This window comes from Streptomyces drozdowiczii, from assembly GCF_026167665.1.
Lineage (GTDB): Bacteria > Actinomycetota > Actinomycetes > Streptomycetales > Streptomycetaceae > Streptomyces > Streptomyces drozdowiczii_A.
In genome coordinates, this window is record NZ_CP098740.1 from 5,301,959 (window position 1) to 5,326,417 (window position 24,459).

At 71.6% G+C, this 24,459-nt stretch carries 17 protein-coding genes, 1 tRNA gene and 5 pseudogenes; 17 read left to right on the forward strand and 6 right to left on the reverse strand.

Annotation, left to right across the window (positions count from 1 at the left end; genetic code table 11):
* Nucleotides 1-197: 197 nt before the first annotated feature.
* The 11 genes and pseudogenes from NEH16_RS24080 to NEH16_RS24130 all read left to right on the forward strand — a co-directional run bounded on the left by NEH16_RS24080 (nt 198) and on the right by NEH16_RS24130 (nt 10,470).
* A complete protein-coding gene (locus NEH16_RS24080; RefSeq protein WP_265544886.1) occupies nt 198-1,682 on the forward strand; it encodes an aldehyde dehydrogenase in 1,485 nt (494 codons plus the stop codon).
* 38 nt (nt 1,683-1,720) lie between these two features.
* Nucleotides 1,721-2,668 (forward strand): VOC family protein, encoded by a 948-nt coding sequence (locus tag NEH16_RS24085; protein WP_265544887.1) that lies wholly within the window; start codon nt 1,721-1,723, stop codon nt 2,666-2,668.
* A complete protein-coding gene (locus tag NEH16_RS24090; protein WP_265544888.1) occupies nt 2,665-3,504 on the forward strand; it encodes an aspartate dehydrogenase domain-containing protein in 840 nt (279 codons plus the stop codon). The genes NEH16_RS24085 and NEH16_RS24090 overlap by 4 nt, the downstream gene beginning before the upstream one ends.
* Nucleotides 3,501-4,285, forward strand: a pseudogene (locus NEH16_RS24095) (alpha/beta fold hydrolase). Before NEH16_RS24090 ends, NEH16_RS24095 begins: the two are co-directional and overlap by 4 nt.
* A 43-nt stretch (nt 4,286-4,328) precedes the next feature.
* Nucleotides 4,329-4,850 carry a cupin domain-containing protein gene (locus NEH16_RS24100; protein ID WP_073968262.1) on the forward strand — a complete coding sequence of 174 codons (522 nt, stop codon included), beginning with the start codon at nt 4,329-4,331 and terminating at the stop codon, nt 4,848-4,850.
* Nucleotides 4,850-5,608, forward strand: coding sequence for an SDR family oxidoreductase (locus tag NEH16_RS24105; protein WP_265544889.1), 759 nt, complete (start codon nt 4,850-4,852; stop codon nt 5,606-5,608). Before NEH16_RS24100 ends, NEH16_RS24105 begins: the two co-directional genes overlap by 1 nt.
* A 106-nt stretch (nt 5,609-5,714) precedes the next feature.
* A complete protein-coding gene (locus NEH16_RS24110; RefSeq protein ID WP_265544890.1) occupies nt 5,715-6,509 on the forward strand; it encodes an SDR family oxidoreductase in 795 nt (264 codons plus the stop codon).
* Between the two features lie 32 nt (nt 6,510-6,541).
* The gene (locus NEH16_RS24115) at nt 6,542-8,212 is read left to right on the forward strand and encodes a thiamine pyrophosphate-binding protein (RefSeq protein ID WP_265544891.1); all 1,671 of its coding nucleotides are present in this window, start codon (nt 6,542-6,544) and stop codon (nt 8,210-8,212) included.
* On the forward strand, nt 8,209-9,165 hold the full coding sequence (locus tag NEH16_RS24120) for a PDR/VanB family oxidoreductase (protein WP_265544892.1): 957 nt from the start codon (nt 8,209-8,211) through the stop codon (nt 9,163-9,165). Before NEH16_RS24115 ends, NEH16_RS24120 begins: the two co-directional genes overlap by 4 nt.
* 20 nt (nt 9,166-9,185) lie before the next feature.
* On the forward strand, nt 9,186-9,416 hold the full coding sequence (locus NEH16_RS24125; RefSeq protein WP_073968267.1) for a recombinase-like helix-turn-helix domain-containing protein: 231 nt from the start codon (nt 9,186-9,188) through the stop codon (nt 9,414-9,416).
* A 7-nt stretch (nt 9,417-9,423) separates the two neighbouring features.
* On the forward strand, nt 9,424-10,470 hold the full coding sequence (locus NEH16_RS24130; protein ID WP_265544895.1) for an aromatic ring-hydroxylating oxygenase subunit alpha: 1,047 nt from the start codon (nt 9,424-9,426) through the stop codon (nt 10,468-10,470).
* A gap of 87 nt (nt 10,471-10,557) precedes the next feature.
* On the opposite strand, the gene NEH16_RS24135 is transcribed toward NEH16_RS24130, so the two are convergent.
* Nucleotides 10,558-11,070, reverse strand: coding sequence for a MarR family winged helix-turn-helix transcriptional regulator (locus tag NEH16_RS24135; RefSeq protein WP_073968269.1), 513 nt, complete (start codon nt 11,068-11,070; stop codon nt 10,558-10,560).
* A gap of 127 nt (nt 11,071-11,197) precedes the next feature.
* On the opposite strand from NEH16_RS24135, the pseudogene pepN reads away from it, so the two are divergent.
* The 3 pseudogenes from pepN (at nt 11,198) to NEH16_RS24150 (ending at nt 16,719) form a co-directional block, all read left to right on the forward strand.
* A pseudogene (pepN, locus tag NEH16_RS24140) lies at nt 11,198-13,698 on the forward strand (aminopeptidase N).
* A gap of 219 nt (nt 13,699-13,917) precedes the next feature.
* A pseudogene (locus NEH16_RS24145) lies at nt 13,918-15,320 on the forward strand (pyridoxal phosphate-dependent decarboxylase family protein).
* Nucleotides 15,317-16,719: pseudogene (locus NEH16_RS24150) on the forward strand (lysine N(6)-hydroxylase/L-ornithine N(5)-oxygenase family protein). Before NEH16_RS24145 ends, NEH16_RS24150 begins: the two co-directional pseudogenes overlap by 4 nt.
* 71 nt (nt 16,720-16,790) lie before the next feature.
* Here NEH16_RS24150 and NEH16_RS24155 read toward each other — a convergent pair.
* Nucleotides 16,791-18,602 carry a bifunctional metallophosphatase/5'-nucleotidase gene (locus NEH16_RS24155; RefSeq protein ID WP_265544897.1) on the reverse strand — a complete coding sequence of 604 codons (1,812 nt, stop codon included), beginning with the start codon at nt 18,600-18,602 and terminating at the stop codon, nt 16,791-16,793.
* Nucleotides 18,603-18,794: 192 nt separating this feature from the next.
* On the opposite strand from NEH16_RS24155, the gene NEH16_RS24160 reads away from it, so the two are divergent.
* Both NEH16_RS24160 and pyk read left to right on the forward strand, forming a co-directional pair.
* The gene (locus NEH16_RS24160) at nt 18,795-19,496 is read left to right on the forward strand and encodes an SIMPL domain-containing protein (protein WP_265544898.1); all 702 of its coding nucleotides are present in this window, start codon (nt 18,795-18,797) and stop codon (nt 19,494-19,496) included.
* Between the two features lie 146 nt (nt 19,497-19,642).
* Nucleotides 19,643-21,076, forward strand: coding sequence for a pyruvate kinase (pyk, locus tag NEH16_RS24165; protein ID WP_265544900.1), 1,434 nt, complete (start codon nt 19,643-19,645; stop codon nt 21,074-21,076).
* Nucleotides 21,077-21,082: 6 nt separating this feature from the next.
* On the opposite strand, the gene NEH16_RS24170 is transcribed toward pyk, so the two are convergent.
* A complete protein-coding gene (locus NEH16_RS24170; RefSeq protein WP_265544902.1) occupies nt 21,083-21,865 on the reverse strand; it encodes a transcriptional regulator in 783 nt (260 codons plus the stop codon).
* 109 nt (nt 21,866-21,974) lie between these two features.
* A tRNA-Leu gene (locus NEH16_RS24175) sits at nt 21,975-22,049 on the reverse strand.
* A gap of 98 nt (nt 22,050-22,147) precedes the next feature.
* On the opposite strand from NEH16_RS24175, the gene NEH16_RS24180 reads away from it, so the two are divergent.
* Nucleotides 22,148-22,798: an ANTAR domain-containing response regulator gene (locus NEH16_RS24180; protein ID WP_018518762.1), complete on the forward strand. Its 651-nt coding sequence runs from the start codon at nt 22,148-22,150 to the stop codon at nt 22,796-22,798.
* 64 nt (nt 22,799-22,862) lie between these two features.
* Here NEH16_RS24180 and NEH16_RS24185 read toward each other — a convergent pair.
* Both NEH16_RS24185 and NEH16_RS24190 read right to left on the reverse strand, forming a co-directional pair.
* Nucleotides 22,863-23,578, reverse strand: a pseudogene (locus tag NEH16_RS24185) (ABC transporter ATP-binding protein).
* Nucleotides 23,575-24,456 (reverse strand): ABC transporter ATP-binding protein, encoded by an 882-nt coding sequence (locus tag NEH16_RS24190; protein ID WP_265544904.1) that lies wholly within the window; start codon nt 24,454-24,456, stop codon nt 23,575-23,577. The pseudogene NEH16_RS24185 and the gene NEH16_RS24190 overlap by 4 nt, the downstream one beginning before the upstream one ends.
* Nucleotides 24,457-24,459 lie beyond the last annotated feature (3 nt).

Genomic DNA, 24,459 nt, shown 5'->3' on the forward strand with positions numbered 1-24,459 from the left:
AGCACCTAGCTTCTTAGGGCTTAAGTTCTATCGGTCCGGGGGTGGCGGCCGTCAAGGGTCGGGGAGCAAAAGACTTTTTGCCCGAGCTTTTTGTCCAGGGGGGCTTGCGGGCCATTACTTAAGTGCTTAGCTTTTTAGCCCTGAGGTACCGGCTCCGGCCGGACCGGGAACCGATCACGACCGCAGGAGGCCAACCGATGCTTGCCGACGAGGTGTTGGTCGCCGGACAGTGGCGCCAGGGCCGGGGCGCCCCCATCGAGACCGTCGACCCGGCCACCGGCCAGGTCATCGCCACCGTGCGTGCCGCGTCCCTCGAAGACGTCGAGGAGGCCGCCGCCGCGGCGACCCGGGCCGCCCGGGAGCCCGCCTGGCGCGAGCTGCCCGCCCACCTCCGTGCCCGGCTGCTGCACCGCGTCGCGGACCTCGTCGAGCAGGACGCCGACCGGCTCTCCGCGCTCCAGACCGCGGACACCGGCAAGTGCCGCACCGAGACCCGGGCCCTCGTGCTCAGCGCCGCCGGCACCTTCCGCTACACCGCCGCCGCCCTGGAGACCGCCGAGGACGCGCTCACCCCGGCCCGCGGCCCGTACCTCACGATGAGCGTCCACGAACCCATCGGCGTCGTCGGCGCGATCACCCCCTGGAACTCGCCGATCGCCAGCGACGCCCAGAAGCTCGCCCCCGCCCTCGCCGCCGGAAACGCGGTCCTCCTCAAGCCCGCCGAGTGGACCCCGCTCGTCGCCCTCGCGCTCGGCCGCCTGGTCCACCAGGCGCTCACCGAGGCCGGACTGCCGACCGCCCTGCTCTCCGTCCTGCCGGGCCGGGGCAGCGTCATCGGCGACGCGATCGTCCGTCACCCGGCCGTCGGCAAGGTCACCTTCACCGGCGGCACGGAGACCGGCCGCACCCTCGCCCACGCCGCCGCCGACAAGCTGATCCCGGTCTCGCTCGAACTCGGCGGCAAGTCCCCGACGATCGTGCTGGAGGACGCCGACCTCGAACAGGCCCTCGCCGGCGTCATGTACGGGATCTTCTCGTCCAGCGGGCAGAGCTGCATCGCCGGTTCCCGCCTCTTCGTGCACCGCTCCCGCTACGAGGAGTTCCTCGGCGAACTCGTCGCCCGTACGGAGAAACTGCGCGTCGGCCCCGGCACCGACCCGGACACCCAGGTCGCCCCGCTGGTCCACCACCGCCACCGCGACAGCGTCGCCGCCTACGTCGACCTGGCCCGCGCGGAGGGCGCCACCGTCCGCTGCGGGGGAGCGGCCCCCGAGGGCGAGCGCTACCGGGACGGCGCCTACTACCTGCCCACCGTCCTGGACGGCCTGCCGAACACCGCCAGGGTCTGCCAGGAGGAGATCTTCGGACCGGTCCTGGTCGCCCTGCCCTTCGAGGACGAGGACGACCTCGTCGCCCAGGCCAACGACAGCGTCTACGGCCTGGCCTGCGGCATCTGGACCCGCGACCACGCCCGTGCCTGGCGGCTCGCCCGCCGCATCGACGCGGGCACCGCCTGGATCAACACGTACAAGCAGTTCAGCATCTCCACCCCGTTCGGCGGGCTGAAGGACAGCGGCATCGGCACCGAGAAGGGCCGCGACCTCATCCGCGGCTACCAACGGCAGAAGTCCCTCTACTGGGCCACCGACACCACCCCGCTGCCCTGGGCCGCCGCCCACTGACACCGCACGCGCCCCACCCACCCGAGCGGGAGGACCCCATGCCCCACGACCACCCCCACGACCGGCCGATAGCCCGGCTCCGCGCCCTGCGCTCCGTCGAACTCCACACGCCCGCCCTCACCGAGTCCGCCGACTTCTACGCCGAGGTCTGGGGCCTGGAACCCGTCGAGCGCGACACCGACGCCACCTGGCTGCGCGGCACCGGCGAGGAACACCACGTCCTGCACCTCACCCGCGCCGACCGCAACGGCCTCGGCCGCATCAGCTTCGCCGTCGCCACCCCCGCCGAGATCGACGAGGCCGCCCGCCGCCTCCTCGCCCGCGGCATCGTCCCCGTCGCCGGACCCGGCCCCCTCGACCAGGTCGGCGGCGGCTACGGACTCCGCTTCACCGACCCCGAGGGCCGGCTGATCGAACTCAGCGCCCAGACCCACGCCGTCACCCCGCGCGGCCGGGACGGCGCCGTCCCCGTCGGCGTCACCCACACCGTCCTCAACACCACGGACATCGACGCCGCCGTCGCCTTCTACACCTCCGTCCTCGGACTGCGCGTCTCCGACTGGTCCGAGCACCAGATGGCCTTCCTGCGCTGCAACGCCGACCACCACTGCATCGCCTTCAACCAGGCCGAGTGGGCGTCCCTCAACCACGTCGCGTACGAGATGCCGTCCGTCGACCACTTCATGCGCGGCCTCGGCCGGCTCCGCCACCACGGCATCACCCCCCAGTGGGGGCCCGGCCGGCACGGCCCCGGCAACAACACCTTCTCCTACTTCACCGATCCGGCCGGACTCGTCTGCGAATACACCTCCGAGGTCGCCCAGATCGTGGAGGACGCCTGGATCGCCAAGGTCTGGCGCCGCACCCCCGACCTCTCCGACCTCTGGGGCACCGCCGGACCGCCGTCCCCCGCCATCCGCCGCCACATGGCCGGTATCCCCGACCCCGGCCCCCTCACCACCACCCCGGAAGAGGTGACCGCGTGACCACCGTCCTCCACCCCCGCCCGGACACCGCCGCCCGCCCCGGACCCGCCGTCCGCCGCGTCGCCCTCGTCGGCTGGGGCGCCATCGGCCGCGTCGTCGGCACCGCCCTCGCCGAGGGCCGCGTCCCCGGCGCCGAACTCACCTGCGTCATCGACAACCGGCCCCTGGTGGACGCCCCCGCGCCCCAGCTCTCCTTCGAGGACGCCCTCGCCGTCTGCGACCTCGTGGTCGAAGCCGCCGGCCAGGCCGTCGTACGGGAATGGGCCGAGCGCGTCCTCACCAGCGGCGCCGACCTGCTCATCGCCTCCACCGGAGCCCTGGTCGACCCCAAACTCACCGCCCGGCTGCGCGCCGCAGGGCCCGGCCGCGTCTACTTCACCGGGGGCGCCGTCGGCGGGCTCGACCTCCTCCAGGCCGTCCGCGGCCTCGGCCCCCTCACCTCCGTCACCCTCACCACCACCAAGCTGCCCGCCACCCTCCACCAGCCCTGGATGGACGAGGAACTGACGGACCGGCTGCGCACCACCACCGCACCCGTCGAGGTCATGCGCGGCACCGCCCGGGACGTCCCGGTGAAGTTCCCCAGGTCGACCAACGTCGCCGCCTCGGTCGCCCTCGCCACCGGCGACCCGGACCTGGTGGAGGTCGTCGTCGTCGCGGACCCGGACGCCACCCTCACCCGGCACGTCATCGAGGCGGCGGGCCCGCACGGCAGCTACCGCTTCGAGGTCGCCCACCGCCCCGACGCCGCCAACCCCGCCACCAGCCAGGTCGTCCCGCACGCCGTGCTCCGCAGCCTCGGCGCCGTCGTCGGACGGGCGGGGCAGATCCTGTGACCGCCGGAATCCACACCCGCGAAGCCGGCGACCCGGACGCCCCGCTCCTGCTCTGCCTGCACGGCATCGGCTCCTCCTCCGCCGCCTTCGCCCCCCAGCTCGACGGGCTCGCCGACCAGGTACGGGTCGTCGCCTGGGACGCCCCCGGCTACGCGGACTCCGCCGACCCGGACCACGCCCCCGGCCTCGACGGCTACGCGGACACCGCCGCCGCCCTCATCCGCGAACGCGGCGGCCCCGCCCACGTCCTCGGCGTCTCCTGGGGCGGCGTCATCGCCCTCCGCCTCGCCGCCCGCCACCCGGACCTCGTCGCCTCCCTGATCGTCGCCGACTCAAGCCGGGGCTCCGGCACCGACCCGGACAGGGCGAAGGCCATGCGCGGGCGCGCCGAACAGCTCGCCGCCGAAGGGCCCGAGGCGTTCGCCGCCGCCCGGGGGCCCCGGCTCGTCTCGGACGGCGCACCCCCCGAACTCGTCGCCCGCGTCGTCGCCACCATGGCCGCCTCCGTCCGCGGCCCCGGCTACGGCTACGCCGCCGACGCCATGGCGGACGCCGACCTCACCGACGACCTGCCCGCCATCACCGCACCGGCCCTCGTGCTCTGCGGCGAACAGGACACGGTCACCGGCACCGCCGAGTCCCAGGCCATCGCCGGGGCCTGGAGAAATCCGTCTACGTCACCCTCTCCGGCGCCGGACACCTCGCCAACCAGGAACGCCCCGAGGCGTTCAACGCCTGGGTCCGCGCCCACCTCCACGTCGTCGCCCGCGTACCCGCGTAACGACGAACCCCCCACCCACCCCGAACGAACCCAGGAGCATCCCGTGCCCATCGACAAGACCCCGTACGAGAACAACGGCGACCTCGCGAAGTTCACCGACTCGCTCATCGCCACCAAGGACTCCCGCGAACCCGACTGGGACACCCTCTCCTTCCAGGAGAAGGCCGGCGCCCAGTACCGCCGCGCCCAGATCCGGTACGTCGGCTCCGGCGCCACCGGCAACCACGAGAGCGACAACCGCATCCTGCCCTCGGGCGGCTTCACCCTCTCCAACATGCTGCTCCCGCCGGGCGCCGAGGGCCCCGAGCACACCCACCACGACGTGGAGGAGGCGTTCTTCGTCCTGGAGGGGCAGGTCAGGGTCGGCATCCACCGGGGCGCCGACGAGACCGAGTACCGCACGCTCGGCTACCGGGACATGATCGTCGTCCCCGCCGGGGTGGCCCGCTCCCTGAAGAACGAGGGCGACACCGACGCCCTGTTCTGCGTCATCATCGGCACCCGGAAGCCGCAGGTGCCGACCTACCCCGAGCACTCGCCGATGCACGGCGTCACCCGCGACTGATGGCCGCCGACGACACCTCCCGCACGGTCGTCGTCACCGGCGCCGGCCGCGGCCTCGGACTGGCCGCGGCCCGCCGGATCGGCGGCGACGGACACCGCGTCGTCATCGCCGAACTGGACGAGGCCACCGGCCGTCAGGCGGCCGGGAAGCTCCGCGCCGACGGCATCACCGCGGACTACCACCCGCTCGACGTCGCCGACCCGGACTCCGTCGCCGCCCTCGCCGACACCCTCGCCGGTGACGGCAGCCGGCTGTACGGGCTGGTCAACAACGCCGGGCTGGCCAACGCGGTGGGCGGCAAGCCGTTCCACGAGATCGACGTCGAGGCGTGGGACCGCATCATGACGGTCAACGCGCGCGGGCCCTGGCTCGTCGCCCGCGCCCTCCTCCCGCTCATGCGGGCCCACGGCGTCGGACGCATCGTCAACCTCGCCTCGGACGCCGCGCTCTACGGCTCACCCCGGCTCGCCCACTACATCGCGTCCAAGGGCGCCGTGATCTCCCTGACCCGGGCGATGGCCCGCGAGACGGGCGACCTCGGCATCACCGTCAACGCGGTGGCGCCCGGCCTCACGGAGGGGGAGTCCGCCGTGGACATCCCCGCCGAACGCCACGAGCTGTACCGGCTGAACCGGGCGATCTCCCGCCCCCAGCAACCGTCCGACCTGGTCGGCCTCATCGCCTTCCTCATCGGCGAGGAGTCCGGCTACATCACGGGCCAGACGTTCGCCGTGAACGGCGGCTTCACGATGCAGTGACGAACGAAAGCCCGTCCGGCGATTGAGGACAAGGCAGTTCAAGCCCGTCCGGCGATTGAGGACACCCCACCACCGCCCGCACCCACCCACCCGCTAGGAGCCGCACATGGACCTCCAGCTGAAAGGCCACCGCCTACTCGTCACCGGCGGCAGCTCCGGCGTCGGCCTCGCCACCGTCCGCGCGCTCCTCGCGGAGGGCGCCCGCGTCGCCACCTGCGGCCGCCGCCCCGACGCCCTCGCCGCCGCCCTCGACGGCCTCGCCGGACCCGACACCCTCTACCACGCCCCCTGCGACGTCACCGACGAGGCCGCCGTACGCGCCTTCACCGACGCCGCCGCCGACCACTTCGGCGGACTCGACGGCCTCGTCAACAACGCCGGCGCCTCCCGGATGAAACCCTTCGCCGAGACCACCGCCGCCGACTGGCGCGAGGAGCTGGAGCTCAAGTTCTTCGGCGTCCTCAACCCGCTGCACGCCGCCCTGCCCCACCTCCGCGCCTCCGGCGCCGCCCGCGCCGCCTCCGTCGTCAACATCAACGCGGTCCTCGCCAAGCAGCCCGAGACCCGGCTGATGACCACCAGCGCCGCCCGCGCCGGCATCCTCAACCTCTCCACCTCGCTGTCCAAGGAACTGGCCCCCGACGGCATCCGCGTCAACTCCGTCTGCCTCGGCCTCATCGACACCGGGCAGTGGGAACGCCGGTACGCCGCCTCCGGCTCCCCGCTGGACTACCCCGCCTGGCAGGCGGAACTCGCCGCCGTCCGGGGCATCGCCCTCGGCCGCCTCGGCAACGCCGACGAAGTCGCGTACGCCGTCACCGCCCTCCTCTCGCCCCGCGCCTCGTACATCACCGGCACCACCGTCGACGTCTGCGGCGGCGTCAACCGCGCGGTCGCGTAACCCGTCCCCCAACCCCCTCAGGAGCACCCGACATGACCCGACCCAACGGCGGCGACCTGCTCGTCGAGACGCTACGCGGACTGGGCGTCGACACGGTGTTCGGCATCGTCAGCGTGCACAACCTGCCGCTCGTCGAAGCCGTCGACCGCGACCTGCGCTTCGTCCCCGTCCGCCACGAGGCCGCCGCGGTCAACGCCGCCGACGGCTACGCCCGCGCCACCGGCCGGCTCGGCTGCGCCCTCACCAGCACCGGTACGGGAGCGGGCAACGCGGCCGGCTCCCTCATCGAGTCCCTCAGCTCCGGCACCCCCGTCCTGCACGTCACCGGCCAGATCGACAGCGCCTACCTCGGCTCCGGGCGCGGCTTCATCCACGAGACCAAGGACCAGCTCGGCATGCTCCGCGCGGTCTCCGCGCACGCCGTCACCGTCACCGACGCCGAGAGCGCCGGCGACCTCCTGCGCGAGGCCGCCGCCCGCGCCCTGACCGCCCCGCACGGCCCGGTCAGCGTCGAGTGGCCCATCGACCTCCAGTTCGCCCCCCAGCGGCTCACCGGCACCCCCGTCCCCGCGCCCGCCACCCCGGCCCTGCCCGACCCGGCGCTCCTGGACGAGGCGGCCGCCCTGCTGTCCGCCGCCCGCCGCCCCCTCCTCTGGGCCGGCGGCGGCGCCAACACCGCCCGCCCCGAGGTCGCCGCACTCCTCGACGCCCTGAACGCCGGGCTCGTCACCTCCAACTCCGGACGCGGCGCCGTGCCCGAGTCCGACGAGCGGGTCCTCGGCAACTACGCCACCGCCCCGGCCGGCCGCGCCCTGCTCGCCGAGGCCGACGTCCTGCTCACCATCGGCACCCACTTCCGCTCCAACGAAACCGCCGACTACAGCCTCGGACTCCCCGCCACACACATCCAGATCGACCTGGACCCGGCCGCCCCCGGCCGCGTCCACCCGGCGACCGTCGCCCTCCACGGCGACGCCTCCGCCGTACTCGCCGCCCTCCTCGGCCGTGTCACCAGCGGGAGTACGGAGCCGAGCTGGCCCGGCCGCGTACGCGAGGCCCGTACCGCCGCCCGCGCCGCGCAGCGCCACGCCATCGGCCCGCAGGCCGCGATCAACGACGCGATACGCGACGCCTGCCCGCCCGGGTCCGTCATCGCCCGGGACGTCACCATCCCGTCCTCCACCTGGGGAAACCGGCTCCTGGAGATCACCGACCCGGCCACCAACGTCTTCCCGCGCGGCGGCGGCATCGGCCAGGGACTCGCCATGGGCATCGGCGCCGCACTCGGCCGCCCCGACACCCCCACCGTCGTCATCGCCGGCGACGGCGGCCTCGCCGTCCACCTCGGCGAACTCCTCACCCTCGCCCAGGAGAAGCCCGACCTCACCCTCCTCGTCTTCAACGACGGCGGCTACGGCGTCCTGCGCAACATGCAGGACAACCACTTCCCCCGCCGCTCCGGCGTCGACCTCACCACCCCCGACTTCACCCTGCTCGCCGCCGCCACCGGCCTCCCGTACGCCCGGATCGCCGCCGAGGCCGACGCCGGACCCGTCATCAAGGAAGCCGTCGCGACCCCGGGCCCCACCCTCGTGGAGATCGACCTCACCGCGCTCGGCCCGATGAACACCCCCTTCACCCCGCCCGTCAAACTCCCCGCCGCCGCCACCGGCACCCCCGCAGAAGGAGGCGACCCGTCATGACACCCGCCGAGGAGCCCCGGCTCGACCTGCTCGTCCACCGCATGACGTGGGAGGCCGACGGAGTCCTGAGCATCGAACTCACCCACCCCGAGGGCAAGCCCCTCCCCGCCTGGCGCCCCGGCGCCCACATCGACGTCCACACCGGCGGCCACGTCCGCCAGTACTCCCTGTGCTCCGACCCCGCCGACACCACCCGCTGGCGCATCGGCGTCCTGCGCGAACCCGCCTCCCGGGGCGGCTCCGCCCACATCCACAGCGAACTCCGCCCCGGCCGGACCGTCCACGTCCAGGGCCCCCGCAACCACTTCGCGCTCGACCCCGACGCCCCCGGCTACCTCTTCGTCGCCGGCGGCATCGGCATCACCCCGCTCCTGGCCATGGCCCGCGAGGCCGCCCGCACCGGCACCCCCTGGCGGCTCGTCCACGGCGGCCGCACCCGCGCCTCCATGGCCTTCACCGCCGAACTCACCGCCCTCGCCGCACAGCCCGGCGGCAGCGTCGAGTTCATCCCCCAGGACGAACAGGGCCACCCCGACCTCGACACCCTCCTCACCGGCCTCGCACCCGGCACCCAGGTCTACTGCTGCGGCCCCGAACCCCTCCTCGCCGCCGTCGAGGAACGCCGCCCCGACGCCCGTACCGAACGCTTCGCCGCACCCGCCGCCGCACCCCGCGACGGCGAGGACACCGGCTTCGACCTCGTCTGCTCCCGCACCGGCCGCACCGTCGAGGTCGCCCCCGGCACCTCCGCGCTCGACGCCCTGGAGAACGCCGGCATCCCCGTCGCCTCCTCCTGCCGCGACGGGATCTGCGGCACCTGCGAGACCAAGGTCCTCGAAGGCACCCCCGACCACCGCGACTTCCTCCTCAGCGAGGACGAACGCGCGGCCGGCGCCTCGATGATGCTCTGCGTCTCCCGGTCCCGCACCCCCCGCCTCGTACTCGACCTCTGACCCGCCCGAAGGGAGCCGACATGACCGGCCCGACCAGCCCGCAGTACCTCGACCCGCACCAGGCCCGCACCGCCGAGCCCACCCCGTACGAGAAGAAGCTCGCCGCCGTGATCGAGGAGGTCTTCGGCGGCGGGGCCCACGACCTGCCCGGACTCGTCGCCGGACTCAACGCCCGCGACCTGCCCGCCCCCGACGGCAGCCCCTGGACCGAGGACACCTTCCGCGCCGAGATGCGCCGACTGGGAGCGTGAGACAGCCATGACCACCGCCACCACCCCGACCCGGCCCTCCGAGGTCGCCCGCCCCGGCGACCGCACCGCCGACCGCCTCTTCGCCACCGGCATCCGCAACCAGTGGTACGCCGTCTGCCCCTCGGACTTCGTGCCCGCCGGCGGCATGAAACGGCTCACCCTCCTCGGCGAGGAATGGCTCCTCTTCCGCCGCGCCGACGGCACCCTCCACATGCTGGAGGACCGCTGCCCCCACCGCGGCGCCCGCCTCTCCCTCGGCAAACACCTCGGCGACCGCATCGCCTGCTGGTACCACGGCGTCCAGGTCGACGGCACCGGCACCGTCGCCGCCGTCCCCGGCCTCCCCGGCTGCAACCTGGAGGGCAAGCAACTCGTCGCCGCCCCCCACCTCATCGAGACCGGCGGCGCGGTCCTCGCCTACTTCGGCGACCACGCCCACGCCGAACCCGTCCCGCTCACCCTGCCCGAACCCCTCACCGACCCCGGCACCTCGGCGTTCCTCTGCTACGCCGAGTGGAACGTCAACTGGCGCTACGCCGTCGAGAACCTGCTCGACCCCATGCACGGCTCGTTCCTCCACCGCGACTCGCACAGCATGGCCGAGGGCCAGACCACCGCCCGCTTCCGCATCCGCGAGACCGAACGCGGCTTCTTCTTCGAGAAGACCGACCAGAGCGGCGTCAACTTCGACTGGGTCGAACTCTGCCGCACCGGCGTCGACTGGGTCGACCTCACCATCCCCTACCCGCCGACCGCCGGCCCCGGCGGACCCTTCGGCATCGTCGGCATGGCCACCCCCATCGACGAGGACCGCTGCGCCGTCTTCTTCTGGCGCTACCGCAAGGTCACCGGCTGGGAGCGCGACACCTGGCGCTTCCTGTACAAGACGCTCCTGGAGGACCGCCACTGGGAGGTCCTCGAACAGGACCGCGTCATGCTGGAGGACCTGCGCGCCGACGCCGACCAGGCGGAGAACCTCTACCAGCACGACCTGGGCGTGGTCCGCGTCCGCCGCATGTACCGCACGGAGGCGGAGTCGCAGGCGACGGCCTGACCGACGTCCTCAATCGCCGGCCACAACAAGCCCGTCCGGCGATTGAGGACACCCCAGCGCCGGGATCCCGGCGCCCCCGCGGAGCGCCTACTCACCGCCCTCCGCCGACAGCACAGACCGCTCCAGCTTCCCCAGCAACCGCGCAAGCTCCACGCACTCCGCCTCCGACAGCCCCGCCAGCATCCGCCGCTCGTTCTCCAGATGCTCCGAGAACAGCGCGTCGATCAGCGACAACCCCTCGTCCGTCAGCCGCGAGTGCACCACCCGCCGGTCCTGCGGATCCCGCTCCCGCCGGATCAGCCCGTCCTTCTCCAGCCGGTCTATCCGCAGCGTCACGCCCGCCGAGCTGATCAGCCCGGAATCCGCCAGCTCGCCCGCCGTGCGCCGGAACGGCGCCCCCGCCCTGCGCAACGCCGTCAGCACGTCGAAGCCGGCCATCGAAAGCCCCTTGCGCTCCACCGGCCGCGAGATCGCCGTGCTGTACCGCAGGAACGCCCGGTGCAGCCGGCCGAAGACCTCCAGCGGAGCCGTATCCAGCTCCGGCCGCTCACGCCGCCAGTCCGCCACGATCGACGCCACCGCGTCCGCCTGCTCCGCCATCCCGGGCACACCTCCGTGCGGGTACACAATGGGGTAAGAATCTTAGCCCTCAAAGGACCCCGCACGGCCGTCCGCCCCCAGCGGAACCCGCCTGCGCGCCGCCCGGCCGATACGGCAGCATGTCCCCATGTCCGTACTGACGCGCGATGAAGCGCAGGCCCGAGCCCAGATCCTCGACGTTCAGCGATACACCATCGAACTCGATCTCACCGCGGGGGAGGAGACCTTCGACTCCCGCACCGTGATCGAGTTCACCGCCCGCACGGCCGGTGACACCTTCATCGAGCTCAAGCCGGCCACCCTGCGCTCGATCAGCCTCGACGGGCAGCCGCTGGACCCCGCGGACCTCACCGAGAACCGGTACCCCCTCACCGGCCTCACCGAAGGACCGCACGAGATCCGCGTCGACGCCGCCATGCGCTACTCCCGCACCGGCGAGGGCATGCACCGCTTCACCGACCCCAGCGACAACGAGACGTACGTCTACACCCAGCTCTTCATGGAGGACGTCCAGCGCGTCTTCGCCGCCTTCGACCAGCCCGACCTCAAGGCGGTCTTCGCGCTCACCGTCACCGCCCCGAGGGCTGGACCGTCCTCGGCAACGGCGTCACCGAGCACACCGGCGACGGCCGCTGGACCATCGCCCCCACCCCGCCGCTCTCCACCTACCTCGTCGCCGTCGCGGCCGGCCCCTGGCACTCCGTGACCACCGAGCATGCCGGACTGCCCTTCGGCATCCACTGCCGCCGCTCGCTCGCCCCCCACCTCGACGCCGACGCCGACGAGATCCTCGACATCACCCGGGCCTGCTTCGACCGGTTCCAGGAGAAGTTCACCGAGCCGTACCCCTTCGACTCGTACGACCAGGCGTTCGTTCCCGAGTTCAACGCCGGCGCCATGGAGAACCCCGGACTCGTCACCTTCCGCGACGAGTTCATCTACCGCTCCGCCGTCACCGACACCGAACGCCAGACCCGCGGCATGGTCATCGCCCACGAGATGGCCCACATGTGGTTCGGCGACCTCGTCACCCTCGCCTGGTGGGACGACATCTGGCTCAACGAGTCCTTCGCCGAGTACATGGGCTACCAGACCCTCGCCGAAGCAACCCGGTTCACCGACACCTGGGTCGACTTCGGCGTCGCCCGCAAGGGCTGGGGATACGACGCCGACCAGCGCCCCTCCACCCACCCCGTCGCCCCCGACCCGGCCGACGTCCCCGACACCGCCTCCGCGCTCCTCAACTTCGACGGCATCTCCTACGCCAAGGGCGCCTCCGCCCTGCGCCAGCTCGTCGCCTGGCTCGGCGAGAAGGACTTCCTCGCGGGCATCAACACCCACTTCGCCCGCCACAAGTTCGGCAACGCCACCCTCGCCGACTTCATCGACAACCTCGCATCGGCCACCGACCGGGACGTCCACGCCTGGGCCCAGCAGTGGCTCCGCACCACCGGCGTCGACACCCTCGCCGCACACACCACCGAGACCGACACCACCTGGTCGCTCACCGTCGACCACCGGGGCACCCGCCCCCACCGCATCAGCGTCGGCGCCTACGACCACAGCCTCGACACCCAGCACGGACCCACCCCCCTCGTCCTGCGCGAACGCTTCGACGCCGGCATCCCCGAGGAAGCCCCCGTCACCCGCCCCGGCCGCCGCCCCGCCCTCGTCGTCCTCAACGACGAAGACCTCACCTACGCCAAGGTCCGGCTCGACCCGCACTCCTGGAACACCGTCCTGGACAGCCTCTCCGGCATCCCCGACGCCCTCACCCGCGCCGTCGTCTGGAACTCCGCCCGCGACATGGTCCGCGACGGCGAACTCGCCCCCAGCACCTACCTCGAAGCCGCCCGCGCCCACCTCCCGTACGAGACCGACCTCGCCCTCCTCCAAGGCGTCCTCGCCTTCGCGGACACCCAGGTCGCCGGCCGCTACACCGCCCCCGAGGACCGCCCCGCCGCCCTCGCCACGATCACCTCCCTCTGCCGCGACCTCATCCGCCGCACCGAGGACGGCACCCACCCCGGCCTCCGCCTCACCGCCGTACGCCACCTCATCGACGCCGCCACCCAGCCCGACACCATCCAGGGCTGGCTCGCCGACGACACCGTCCCCGGCGGACCCGAACTCGACCCCGAACTGCGCTGGCGCATCCTCACCCGCCTCGCCGTCCTCGGCGCCACCGACGAGACCGCCATCGACGCGGCCCTGGAGGACGACCCCAGCGCCACCGGCCAGGAAGGCGCCGCCCGCTGCCGCGCCGCCCTGCCCACCCCCGAGGCCAAGGCCGCCGCCTGGGACGCGATGTTCCACGACGACAGCCTCTCCAACTACCTCTTCACCGCCACCGCCCAGGGCTTCTGGCAGCCCGAACAGACCGACCTCGTACGCGCATACGTGCCCCGCTTCTATCCCGAGGCCGCCCAGCTCGCCGCCCGCCGGGGCCCCGCCATCGCCGAGGCCGCCGGCCGCCACGCCTTCCCCGCCCACGCCGTCGACGCCGACAGCCTCCGCACCGGCGAGGAAGCCCTGAACGACCCCGCCCTCACCCCCGCCCTCCGCCGCAAGCTCATCGACCAGATCGACGACCTGCGCCGCGCCCTGAACGTACGCAACGCCAACTGACCCCACCCGTGCCCGGCCCGCCCCTCACCGCGAGGGGCGCGCCGGGCACGCCCATACCACCGCAGCCCCTGGCAACACGCCCCCACCCGCGCCCCGCCACCCTTTCGAGTTCAGATCACCCGGTCCCCGGCCGCGCCACCCGAAACCCGGACAAGCTGGCACGCACACCCATGCCCATGCCCGCCCCCGTCCCCGCGCGCCCGAAGGACCACCCGCCCCATGCCCGTACCGCCCCTCGCCGGGTCCACCACCGGACCCGACGCCCTGCGCCCCCTCCTCGACACCGTCCTCACCGCCCTCGCCGAAGGCGCCCGACGCCGCGACGGCCCCCTCCCGCAGGCGGACCCGACACCGTCACCCCGCGCACCCGCACCGCCCTCACCCCCCTCATCCCGGACCGGGGCACCGGCGCCCACCACGCCCTCGCCACCCTCGTCCAAGCCCTCACCGAAGGCGCCGCCGACCCCGCCGACCCCCTCTGCGCCGCCCACCTCCACACCCCGCCCCTCGCCCTCGCGGCCGCCGCCGACCTCGCCGCCTCCGCCCTCAACCCCTCCATGGACTCCTGGGACCAGGCCCCCGCCGCCTCCACCCTCGAAGCCGACACCACCGCCGCGCTCGCCGCCGAGGTCTACCCCCACCACCCCGCACCCGACGCCCTCGTCACCACCGGCGGCACCGAGGCCAACCAACTCGGCCTCCTCCTCGCCCGCGAACGCCACGGCCCCGTCCAGACCATCACCGGCGCCAACGCCCACCACAGCTTCACCCGCGCCGCCTGGCTCCTCGGCCTCCCCGAACCCCTCACCGTGCCCGCCCCGAACGGCACCATCGACGTCCCCGCACTCCACGAGACCCTCGCCCGCCACCACGCGCGGGGCCCCCTCCTCGTCACCGCCACCGCCGGCACCACCGACACCGGCCAGATCGACCCCCTCACCGAGATCGCCGACCTCTGCGCCCGCCACGGCGCCGAACTCCACATCGACGCCGCCTACGGCGGGCCCCTCCTCTTCAGCCCCGCCCACCGCCACCGACTCGACGGACTCGACCGCGCCGACAGCGTCACCCTCGACCTCCACAAACTCGGCTGGCAGCCCGCCTCCGCCGGCATCCTCGCCGTCCCCGACCGCCACCACCTCCACGCCCTCCACCACCAAGCCCCCTACCTCAACGCCGACGACGACACCGAAGCCGGCCTCCCCGACCTCCTCGGCCGCTCCCTGCGCACCACCCGCCGCCCCGACGTACTCAAGATCGCCGTCACCCTCCGGGCCCTCGGCCGCACCGGACTCGCCGACCTGGTCGACCGCACCTGCGCCGCCGCGCACACCCTCGCCGACCTCGTCACCGCCACCCCCGGCCTCGAACTCCACGACCGCCCCACCATCAGCACCGTCCTCTTCCGCCCCACCGGCGCCGACGACCACACCGTCGCCACCGTCCGCCGCACCCTCCTCACCCGCGGCCACGCCGTACTCGGCCGCACCCACGCCCACGGCCGCCTCTGGCTCAAGGCCACCCTCCTCAACCCCCACACCACCCCCGACGACCTCCACCGCCTCCTCACCCTCGTCACCCGGCTCACCGCCGAACTCAAGGAAGGCAGCACCCTCCGATGACCGCCGCCCCGGCCACCCCCGACCCCCACCGCACCCACGACCTCACCGGCATCGGCATCGGCCCCTTCAACCTCTCCCTCGCCGCCCTCGCCCACGGCCTGCCCACCCCCTCACCACCGCCTTCTACGAACAGCGCCCCGCCTTCCACTGGCACCCCGGCCTCCTCATCGACGGCGCCACCCTCCAAGTCCCCTTCCTCGCCGACCTCGTCACCCTCGCCGACCCCACCAGCCCCTGGAGCTTCCTCAACTACCAACGCACCCAGGACCGCCTCTACCCCTTCTACTTCGCCGAGCGCTTCCACATCCACCGCGCCGAATACGACGCCTACTGCCGCTGGGTCAGCACCCAGCTCCCCGGCCTCCACTTCGGCCACCAGGTCGACGCCATCCGCTGGGACCCCCAGACCGCCCGCTTCGACGTCGACCACACCCAGCTCGACGCCCACGGCGAAGCCGCATCACTCGGCCGCACCCACACCCGCCACATCGCCCTCGGCATCGGCACCGAACCCCACATCCCCGACGCCCTCAAACCCCTCACCGACACCGGCACCGCCCCCGTCATCCACTCCGCCGACTACCTCCACCACCGCGACCGCCTCCTCCAGGCCCGCCACATCACCGTCATCGGCTCCGGCCAGTCCGGCGCCGAGATCTTCCTCGACCTCCTGCGCGCCCGCCCCACCGGAAACGAAGGGCTCCACTGGCTCGCCCGCACCCCCGCCTTCGCGCCCATGGAGTACTCCAAACTCGGCCTCGAACACTTCACCCCCGACTACACCCGCTACTTCCACGACCTCCCCGAAACCGTCCGCGACACCCTCGTCCCCCAGCAGTGGCAGCTCCACAAGGGCATCGACCACGACACCATCGCCGCCATCCACGACGAGCTCTACCGCCGCACCCTCCACGGCGGCTGGCCCGACGCCACCCTCACCCCCGGCGTCACCGTCCGCACCGCCGGACGCGTCGCCAACACCCGCGTCGAACTCCACCTCGAACACACCCAGCAGTCCACCCGCACCCGCCTCACCACCGACGCCGTCGTCCTCGCCACCGGCTACCGCGAACGCCCCCTCGACACCCTCCTCCACCACCTCGCCCCCCACCTCCGCCGCGACGCCGCCGGCCGCCCCCGCGTCGACGCCCACCACCGCCTCGACCTCGGCCCCGCCGTCACCGGCCACATCTACGTACAGAACGCCGAACGCCACACCCACGGCGTCGGCGCCCCCGACCTCGGCCTCGCCGCCTGGCGCAGCGCCACCATCCTCAACGACCTCACCGGCACCACCCCGTACCCCCTCCCGAAGCGCACCGCCTTCACCACCTTCGGCCTCACCCACCCCGCCATCCCCGCCCAACAACCCACCCTCGTCCCCCTCACCCGCCCCTGACGCACAAAGGGCGGCCGCCCCACCTCCCCGGAAAAGGGGAGGCGGAACGACCGCCCGCACCGACCGCGCGCCTAGAACACCGGCACCCCGTCCCGCGTCAGCTTCCAGTCCACCGAAGCGAACCCCGCCGGGTCCACCGAACCCTTCGCCTGCACCCAGGCGATGATCGTGTTCCGGATCTCCTCCGAATTCGCCCACAGCTGCTTCGCCGCCGGAACATGCGGGAAATTGCCGCCCCCGCTCGCCCGGTAGTTGTTCACCGCCAGCACGAACTGCGCCTTCGGATCGAGCGGCTTCCCCTCGAACGACAGATTCACGATCCGCGAACCCACCGGCTTCGCGATGTCGATCTCATACGTCAGACCCGACACCGCGTCGTAGTTGTAGTCCGGAGTGCTGTCCGCGTTCGTCAGCTTCTCCGGATCCACCGGCGCACCCGCCGCCGTCTGCACGTAGTACTTCGCCGAGAACTCCAGGTAGTCCAGGATCTGAGCCCCCGTCACCAGACGCGCCTCCAGCGTGTTCTCGAACGGATACAGACCCGCCGCGTCCTTGATCGTCACGTTCCCGGCCGGAATCCGCGCCGTACGCGAGAAGCACGACGCCTGCGACAGCACCGGAAGCTCCGCGTACTCACCGCCCGCCAGCGCCGCCTTCACCGTCTCCGCCTGGACGACGTTGATCAGATCGATGATCGGCTCGTCCTTCCACGCCGCCTCCGCCGTCGTCATCTCCGACGCCGCCGTACCGATCACCTGGTTGACGTACGCCACGACCTTCTTGTGCTCGTCCGCCAGCAGCTTCGTGATCTTCCGGTCCTCGGCCGCCGTGTTCGAGTTCAGCACCCGCGAACCGGCCTTCTCGACCACCCAGCGGCCCTTCTCCCACACCATCTCGAAGTCGAACAGCGTCAGCCGCTGCCCCCACTTCAACGGCTCCGAGAGCACGACCTTCTTCCCGGTCTCCTTGTTCTCCACGAAGTACTCGGGAATCTCCAGGTGCGCGTGGCCCACCAGGATCGCGTCGATCCCCGGCACCTGCTCCGCCACCAGACCGGCCGCGTTCTCCACGTACGGGATCTGGTCCCCGTACGACGACGTCCCGCTGTTCCCCGAGTGCGCCGACACGATCACCACGTCCGCACCCATCGAACGCAGCCGCGGCACATACTTCGCCGCCTGCTCCTCAAGACCCGGGAACACCATCTTCCCGCTCACATTCGCCTTGTCCCAGATCGCGATCCCCGGGTTCGTCAGCCCCAGGATCGCCACCTTCACATCACGCCCGTGCGGCGTACGCAGCTTCTTGATCACGTACGGCGCGAACGCCGGCCGCAACGTCTTCGCGTCCAGCGCGTTCGCCCCCAGCAGCGGGAAGTCGCACTGCTCCTCGAACTTCCGCAGCACCGGAATGCCGTAGTTGAACTCGTGGTTCCCCAGCGCCGCCGCGTCATAGCCGATCGCGTTCATCGCCTGCGCCATCGGGTGCACCGGACCGCGCTTCGCCGTGATCGGGTCGATCTTCGCGTAGTAGTACGAGAGCTGCGTGCCCTGGATCGTGTCACCCGCGTCGATCATCAGGGTGTTGTGCCGGCCCTTCTCGCGCCGCACCTGCTCCACCAGCGTCGAGATCTTCGCCAGACCGACGTCGTTGTGGTCCTTGTCGTCGAACTCGGCGTCCGTGAAGTAGTCCCAGTTGAAGACGTTCCCGTGCAGGTCCGTCGTCCCCATCACGGTGAACGCGTACCGCTTCTGCGGACGCCCGTGACCATGACCGTGCCCGCGCCCGTGCGCCTCGGCGGGCGATGCGACGCCGCCCACCACCACCGCGCTCGCGCCGGCCGCGGCCGATGTCCCCAGGAACGTCCTTCGGTTCAGCGGCATCTCGTCTCCCACATTTCGGTTCACTTGGTGCGAAGTTCTGTCGTACGCCGTCCAACAACGCGCGTAGATAATCACCCACGCACCGCCCCCGGCAACACCCCCGGCAGGTTTCCGTTCCATGACCACACATCGACGGGACGCCGTCCGGCCGTGCACACCCCGGCTGTCACACCCGGATGCCAGAGTGGACCCATGACCGACACCGCGCAGCCCTACGGCACCCCGGACCAGCCCCGCCTCGCCGTCCGCGGCGAAGCCCGCCTGGAAGTCGACCCCGAGATCGCCCGCCTCTCCATCACCGTCACCGCCCGCGGCAAGGACCGCCGCACCGCCCTCGAAGACCTCACCCGGCGCAACGCCACCGTCCTCGAACTCGCCCGCACCTACGGAGACGCCGTCGAGAAGATCGAGACCGGCGCGCTCTCCATCCACCCCGAACTCGTCCAGCGCGGCCGCGACGAGAAGATCCGCGCCTACCACGGACGCGTCTACATCACCGCCGTCCTCAACGACTTCACCGCACTCGGTGAATTCGTCACCCGCGTCGGCGACCTGGAGATGACCCAGGTCAGCGGCCCCTGGTGGGCCCTGCGCCCCACCTCGCCCGCCCACGGCGAGGCCCGCCGCCAGGCCGTCCGCGAAGCCGTCCAGCGCGCCCGCGAATACGCCGGGGCGCTCGGCGCGGAGCTCGCCGCCCTGGTCGAACTCGCCGACATAGGCGCGGAGAACGCCGCCCCGCCGGTCGCGTTCGCCAGGACCGGCGGCTACGGCGCCCCGCCCCAGGCGCCCGGCGCCGCCGCCGGAGGACCGCCCGCCATCGACCTCGAACCGCAGCGCCAGACCGTGTACGCGCAGGTGAACGCCCGCTTCACCATGACCCCGCCGAAACTCTGAATTCCCGGCTACGGGGACACCGGCGCGTGCTCATCCGAGCACGCCGCCGCACAATTCAACACTTGTCAATAACCCTTCATGCAAAGGTGGTTGGACAGTCATACAGAGCCAATTACCTACCCATAGGTAAGGTCTAGGCTCGAACCATGCGCCGAGCCAAAATCGTTTGCACCCTGGGACCCGCAACCGACTCATACGACCAGATCAAGGCCCTGGTCGAGGCGGGAATGGACATCGCCCGCCTCAACCTCAGCCACGGCAGTTACGCCGAACACGAAGAGCGGTACCACCGCGTGCGCAAAGCGTCCGACGAGGCGCACCGCAGCGTGGGCGTCCTCGCCGACCTTCAAGGCCCGAAGATCCGCCTCGGGCGCTTCCGTGAGGGACCCGTACTCCTTGAACGCGGCGACGACTTCACCATCACCGTCGAGCCGATGGACGGCGACCGCAACGGCTGCGGTACGACGTACAGCGGCCTCGCCGCCGACGTCACCCCCGGTGAGCGCATCCTGATCGACGACGGCCGCGTCACCCTAGAGGTCACCGAAGTCGACGGCCCCCGCGTCCGCACCACGGTGGTCGAGGGCGGCATGGTCTCCGACCACAAGGGCCTCAACCTCCCCGGTGTCGCCGTCTCCGTCCCCGCGCTCTCCGAGAAGGACATCGAGGACCTGCGCTGGGCGATTCGCACGGGCGCCGACATCATCGCCCTCTCCTTCGTCCGCAGCGGCCGCGACATCGAGGACGTCCACCGCGTCATGGACGAGGAGGGCCGCCGCCTCCCGGTCATCGCCAAGGTCGAGAAGCCGCAGGCCGTCGAGAACATCGAGGACATCGTCGCCGCCTTCGACGGGATCATGGTCGCCCGCGGCGACCTGGGCGTCGAAATGCCGCTGGAGCAGGTCCCGATCGTCCAGAAGCGCGCGATCAAGCTCGCCAAGCGCAACGCGAAGCCGGTCATCGTCGCGACGCAGATGCTCGACTCGATGATCGACAACTCCCGGCCCACCCGCGCCGAGGCGTCCGACGTCGCCAACGCGATCATCGACGGCACGGACGCGGTGATGCTCTCCGGCGAGACGAGCGTCGGCAAGTACGCGATCGAGACGGTCCGCACGATGGCCCGCATCGTGGAGGCGGCCGAGGAGGACATCCTCGCGAAGGGCCTCCCGCCGCTGACGGACCGGAACAAACCCCGCACCCAGGGCGGCGCGGTGGCCCGCGCGGCGGCGGAGATGGGCGACTTCCTCGGCGCGAAGTTCCTGGTGGCCTTCACGCAGAGCGGCGACACGGTGAAGCGGTTGTCGCGTTACCGCTCCCCGATCCCGCTCCTGGCCTTCACCCCGGACCCGGCCACGCGCTCCCAGCTGAACCTGACGTGGGGCGTCGAAACGTTCCTGGGCCCGCATGTGGACTCCACGGACGCGATGGTCGCCCAGGTCGACGAGGAACTCCTGAAGATCGGCCGCTGCCGGAAGGGCGACGTCGTGGTCATCACGGCCGGCTCCCCGCCGGGTGTCGCGGGCTCCACGAATCTGGTGCGCGTGCACCACATCGGCGAGGACGACAGCCCGAAGTAGGGCGGCTCAGTATTTCGGCCCGACGTGAGCGTCCATGAGAGCGACGGACGCCCGTCGGGCGACGGAGATGTTGAACGGGTCGCTGCCCCGGGCGAGCCTGGTCCATTCGACGCCTACGGCGGTGAGCGTGTCGCTGAAGAGCTTGCGGATGTCGTCCGACTTGTTGCTGAAGAAGTAGCGCGGGTACTCGTAGCGCTTCCGTTCGCCTCGGACGAGGCGGGTGGCCCAGTTGGTGATGCGGCAGCCATCGGAGTGGACAAGCCCTCGGATGAATTCCCACGGGTGAGCGTTCACGATCTCCTGCTGCCAGTGGGCCAGAGCGATGGTGCGGTCGTGCTTCTTGCCGGGACCATGCTGCGGGAACAGGCAGGGCCAGTGCCTGCTGTAGCTGGTCACTGCGACACACCCCTGCCTCTGCGCGAGATACACGGCGCCTGACGGATGGATGGCCGCGATAGCGTTGCGGCATTCTTCGATGAGACCCGGCCACGCGTCGGCACAGGCAATGCGCAAGTAATAGCCGAGGCCTCGCGGGTGCGCGCTGATACAGCCGTAGCCCAAGTACAGGCCCAGTAGGTACGAGTAGTTGGCGGGGTCACTGGGCGGGAAGGGCACGGGCGCACAGCGGGGGCATTCGGCGTGCCCCACGATGCGGGGCAGCGGCTCGATGCGCGTGAGCCAGGCGCGTATCGCGGCCCGCGAAATGCCGGTCTGCTTACTCACGGCGTTCTGGCTGAGGCCCTGATCGAGGAGGGCGAGCGCGTGCTTGTGTGTTTCCAGGTCGTACACACGGCCGAGCCTGGTCGGAGCGTGATGCTCTGGGGGAAGAATGGCGGTGCAATCACACGATGGTGTGCATCAGCGGCATTTCTCTGCGACCTTCGAATCGAAGGAAAAGTGCCCCGGGTCGGACTCGAACCGACACTGTATGGGTTTTGAATCCATCGCCTGCTGCCAATTGGGCTACCGGGGCTGACAGAATCGAAGGTTTCCTCCGACCCGCTGCGCGACCACCATACCGCAGCTGGGTAGGCTCAAGGGAGCTGTACCTGCCCTGGACCAAGGAGCCCCGTGACCACCCCCGAGTCGCCCCAGCCCGTCGCCGATGACGACAAGTCGCACGTTCCGCCGCTGACGACCCGTGTCGTCATCGCCGAGGACGAGGCCCTCATCCGCCTCGATCTCAAGGAGATGCTCGAAGAGGAGGGGTACTCCGTCGTCGGGGAGGCCGGGGACGGGCAGCAGGCCGTCGAGCTGGCGCGGGAGCACAAGCCGGATCTGGTGATCCTCGATGTGAAGATGCCCGTGCTCGACGGGATCTCCGCCGCCGAGAAGATCGCCGAGGAGTCCATCGCGCCGGTGCTCATGCTCACCGCCTTCTCGCAGCGCGACCTCGTGGAGCGGGCCCGGGACGCCGGGGCGATGGCGTACCTCGTGAAGCCGTTCAGCAAGAGCGACGTCGTACCGGCGATCGAGATGGCCGTGTCCCGGTTCTCCGAGCTGAAGGCCCTGGAGAACGAGGTCGCGGACCTCGCCCAGCGGCTGGAGACCCGGAAGCTGGTGGACCGGGCGAAGAGCATCCTCCAGACGGACTACGGGCTGTCCGAGCCGGAGGCGTTCCGTTGGATCCAGAAGACGTCCATGGACCGCCGGCTGTCGATGCAGCAGCTCGCCGAGGCCCTGATCGCGGACGCCGAGGAGAAGAAGAAGGCCGCCGAGTAACCCCGTACAGCACAGGAAAGGCCCGCGCCACGGAGGCGCGGGCCTTTCTCGTACGCGTAGGCGCTCAGTCCTCGCCCAGGTACGCCTTGCGGACGGACTCGTCGTGGAGGAGGTCCGCCCCGGTGCCGGAGAGGACGATCTTGCCGATCTCCATGACGTGGCCCTGGTCGGCCAGCGACAGCGCGGCCTGGGCGTTCTGCTCGACCAGGAGGATCGTCGTGCCGGAGGCGCGGAGTTCGACGATGGTCTCCATGATCTTCTGCATCATGATCGGCGAGAGGCCCATGGAGGGCTCGTCGAGCATGAGCAGCTTGGGCTGGGACATCATCGCCCTGCCCATGGCGAGCATCTGCTGCTCGCCGCCGGAGAGCGTCCCGGCGGCCTGCTTCCGGCGTTCCCCGAGGATGGGGAAGAGGTCGTAGGCGCGCTGGACGTCCTTCTCGATGCCCGCCTTGTCGTTGCGGAGGTACGCACCGAGCAGCAGGTTCTCCGTGATCGTCAGCCGGGGGAAGATGTGGCGGCCCTCGGGGAGTGGGCGAGGCCCAGGGAGACGATCTTGTGCGCGGGGATGTTGGTGAGAGGTTTGCCCTCGAAGAGGATGCGGCCGCCCAGCGGTTTGAGCAGCCCGGAGAGGGTGCGCAGGGTGGTGGTCTTGCCGGCGCCGTTGGTGCCGATGAGGGTGACCACCTGGCCGGCTTCGACGGTGAACGAGATGCCCTTGACGGCTTCGATCTTGCCGTAGGCGACGCGGAGGTCCTCGACCTCCAGCAGTGCGGTCATCGGTTGTCCTCCTCTTCCGTGGTCGTGGTGGTGGCGGCGCTCGCCTCGGCCTTCTCGACCTCGGCGACCTCGTCCGCGCCGGGGGCGCCTTCGAAGGGGGTGCCGAGGTAGGCGGCGATGACGCGTTCGTCGCTCTGGACCTCGGAGGCGGTGCCCTCGACCAGCTTCTCGCCCTGGACGAGGCAGGCGACGCGGTCGCAGAGGTTGAAGATGAAGCGCATGTCGTGCTCGATGACGAGGACGGCGATGCCCTGGTCCCGGATCGCGAAGATGAGTTCTTCGGTGACGCGGGTCTCCTGCGGGTTCATGCCGGCGGTGGGCTCGTCCAGGAGGAGGAGGCCGGGGTCGCTGGCGAGCGCGCGGGCGATCTCCAGCTTGCGCTGGTCTCCGTAGGGGAGGTTGCGCGCGAGGTGGTCGGCCTTGTCCTGGAGGCCGATGAACTCCAGGAGTTCCATGGCGCGTGCGCGGCTGGCGGTCTCCGCGGCGTGGTAGCCGGGGAGGTGGAGCAGTGCCGACCAGAGCCCTTCCTTGGTCCGGGTGTGGCGTCCGACGAGGACGTTCTCCAGGACGGTCATGTTGGCGAAGAGCCGGATGTTCTGGAAGGTGCGGGCGATGCCGGCCTTGGTGACGAGGTGGGGCTTGGGCGGCAGGACGGTGCCCTTGTAGCTGACCTTGCCCTCGGTGGGGACGTAGAGGCCGGTGAGGCAGTTGAAGAAGGTGGTCTTGCCGGCGCCGTTGGGGCCGATGAGGCCGACGATCTCGCCGCTGTTGACCTGGAGGTCGACGTCGCGGACGGCGGTGAGGCCGCCGAAGCGCATGGTGACCCCGCTGGCGTCGAGGACGGTCGTCCCGGTGGCGGTTTCGGTGGTGGTGGTCATGGT

Bases quoted from the DNA above. Each gene is read 5' to 3' on its own strand.
- NEH16_RS24080 (WP_265544886.1), top strand. From the start codon at position 198: ATGCTTGCCGACGAGGTGTTGGTCGCCGGACAGTGGCGCCAGGGCCGG.
- NEH16_RS24085 (WP_265544887.1), top strand. From the start codon at position 1,721: ATGCCCCACGACCACCCCCACGACCGGCCGATAGCCCGGCTCCGCGCC.
- NEH16_RS24105 (WP_265544889.1), top strand. From the start codon at position 4,850: ATGGCCGCCGACGACACCTCCCGCACGGTCGTCGTCACCGGCGCCGGC.
- NEH16_RS24110 (WP_265544890.1), top strand. From the start codon at position 5,715: ATGGACCTCCAGCTGAAAGGCCACCGCCTACTCGTCACCGGCGGCAGC.
- NEH16_RS24115 (WP_265544891.1), top strand. From the start codon at position 6,542: ATGACCCGACCCAACGGCGGCGACCTGCTCGTCGAGACGCTACGCGGA.
- NEH16_RS24120 (WP_265544892.1), top strand. From the start codon at position 8,209: ATGACACCCGCCGAGGAGCCCCGGCTCGACCTGCTCGTCCACCGCATG.
- NEH16_RS24125 (WP_073968267.1), top strand. From the start codon at position 9,186: ATGACCGGCCCGACCAGCCCGCAGTACCTCGACCCGCACCAGGCCCGC.
- NEH16_RS24130 (WP_265544895.1), top strand. From the start codon at position 9,424: ATGACCACCGCCACCACCCCGACCCGGCCCTCCGAGGTCGCCCGCCCC.
- NEH16_RS24135 (WP_073968269.1), bottom strand. From the start codon at position 11,070: ATGGCGGAGCAGGCGGACGCGGTGGCGTCGATCGTGGCGGACTGGCGG.
- NEH16_RS24155 (WP_265544897.1), bottom strand. From the start codon at position 18,602: ATGCCGCTGAACCGAAGGACGTTCCTGGGGACATCGGCCGCGGCCGGC.
- NEH16_RS24160 (WP_265544898.1), top strand. From the start codon at position 18,795: ATGACCGACACCGCGCAGCCCTACGGCACCCCGGACCAGCCCCGCCTC.
- pyk (WP_265544900.1), top strand. From the start codon at position 19,643: ATGCGCCGAGCCAAAATCGTTTGCACCCTGGGACCCGCAACCGACTCA.
- NEH16_RS24190 (WP_265544904.1), bottom strand. From the start codon at position 24,456: ATGACCACCACCACCGAAACCGCCACCGGGACGACCGTCCTCGACGCC.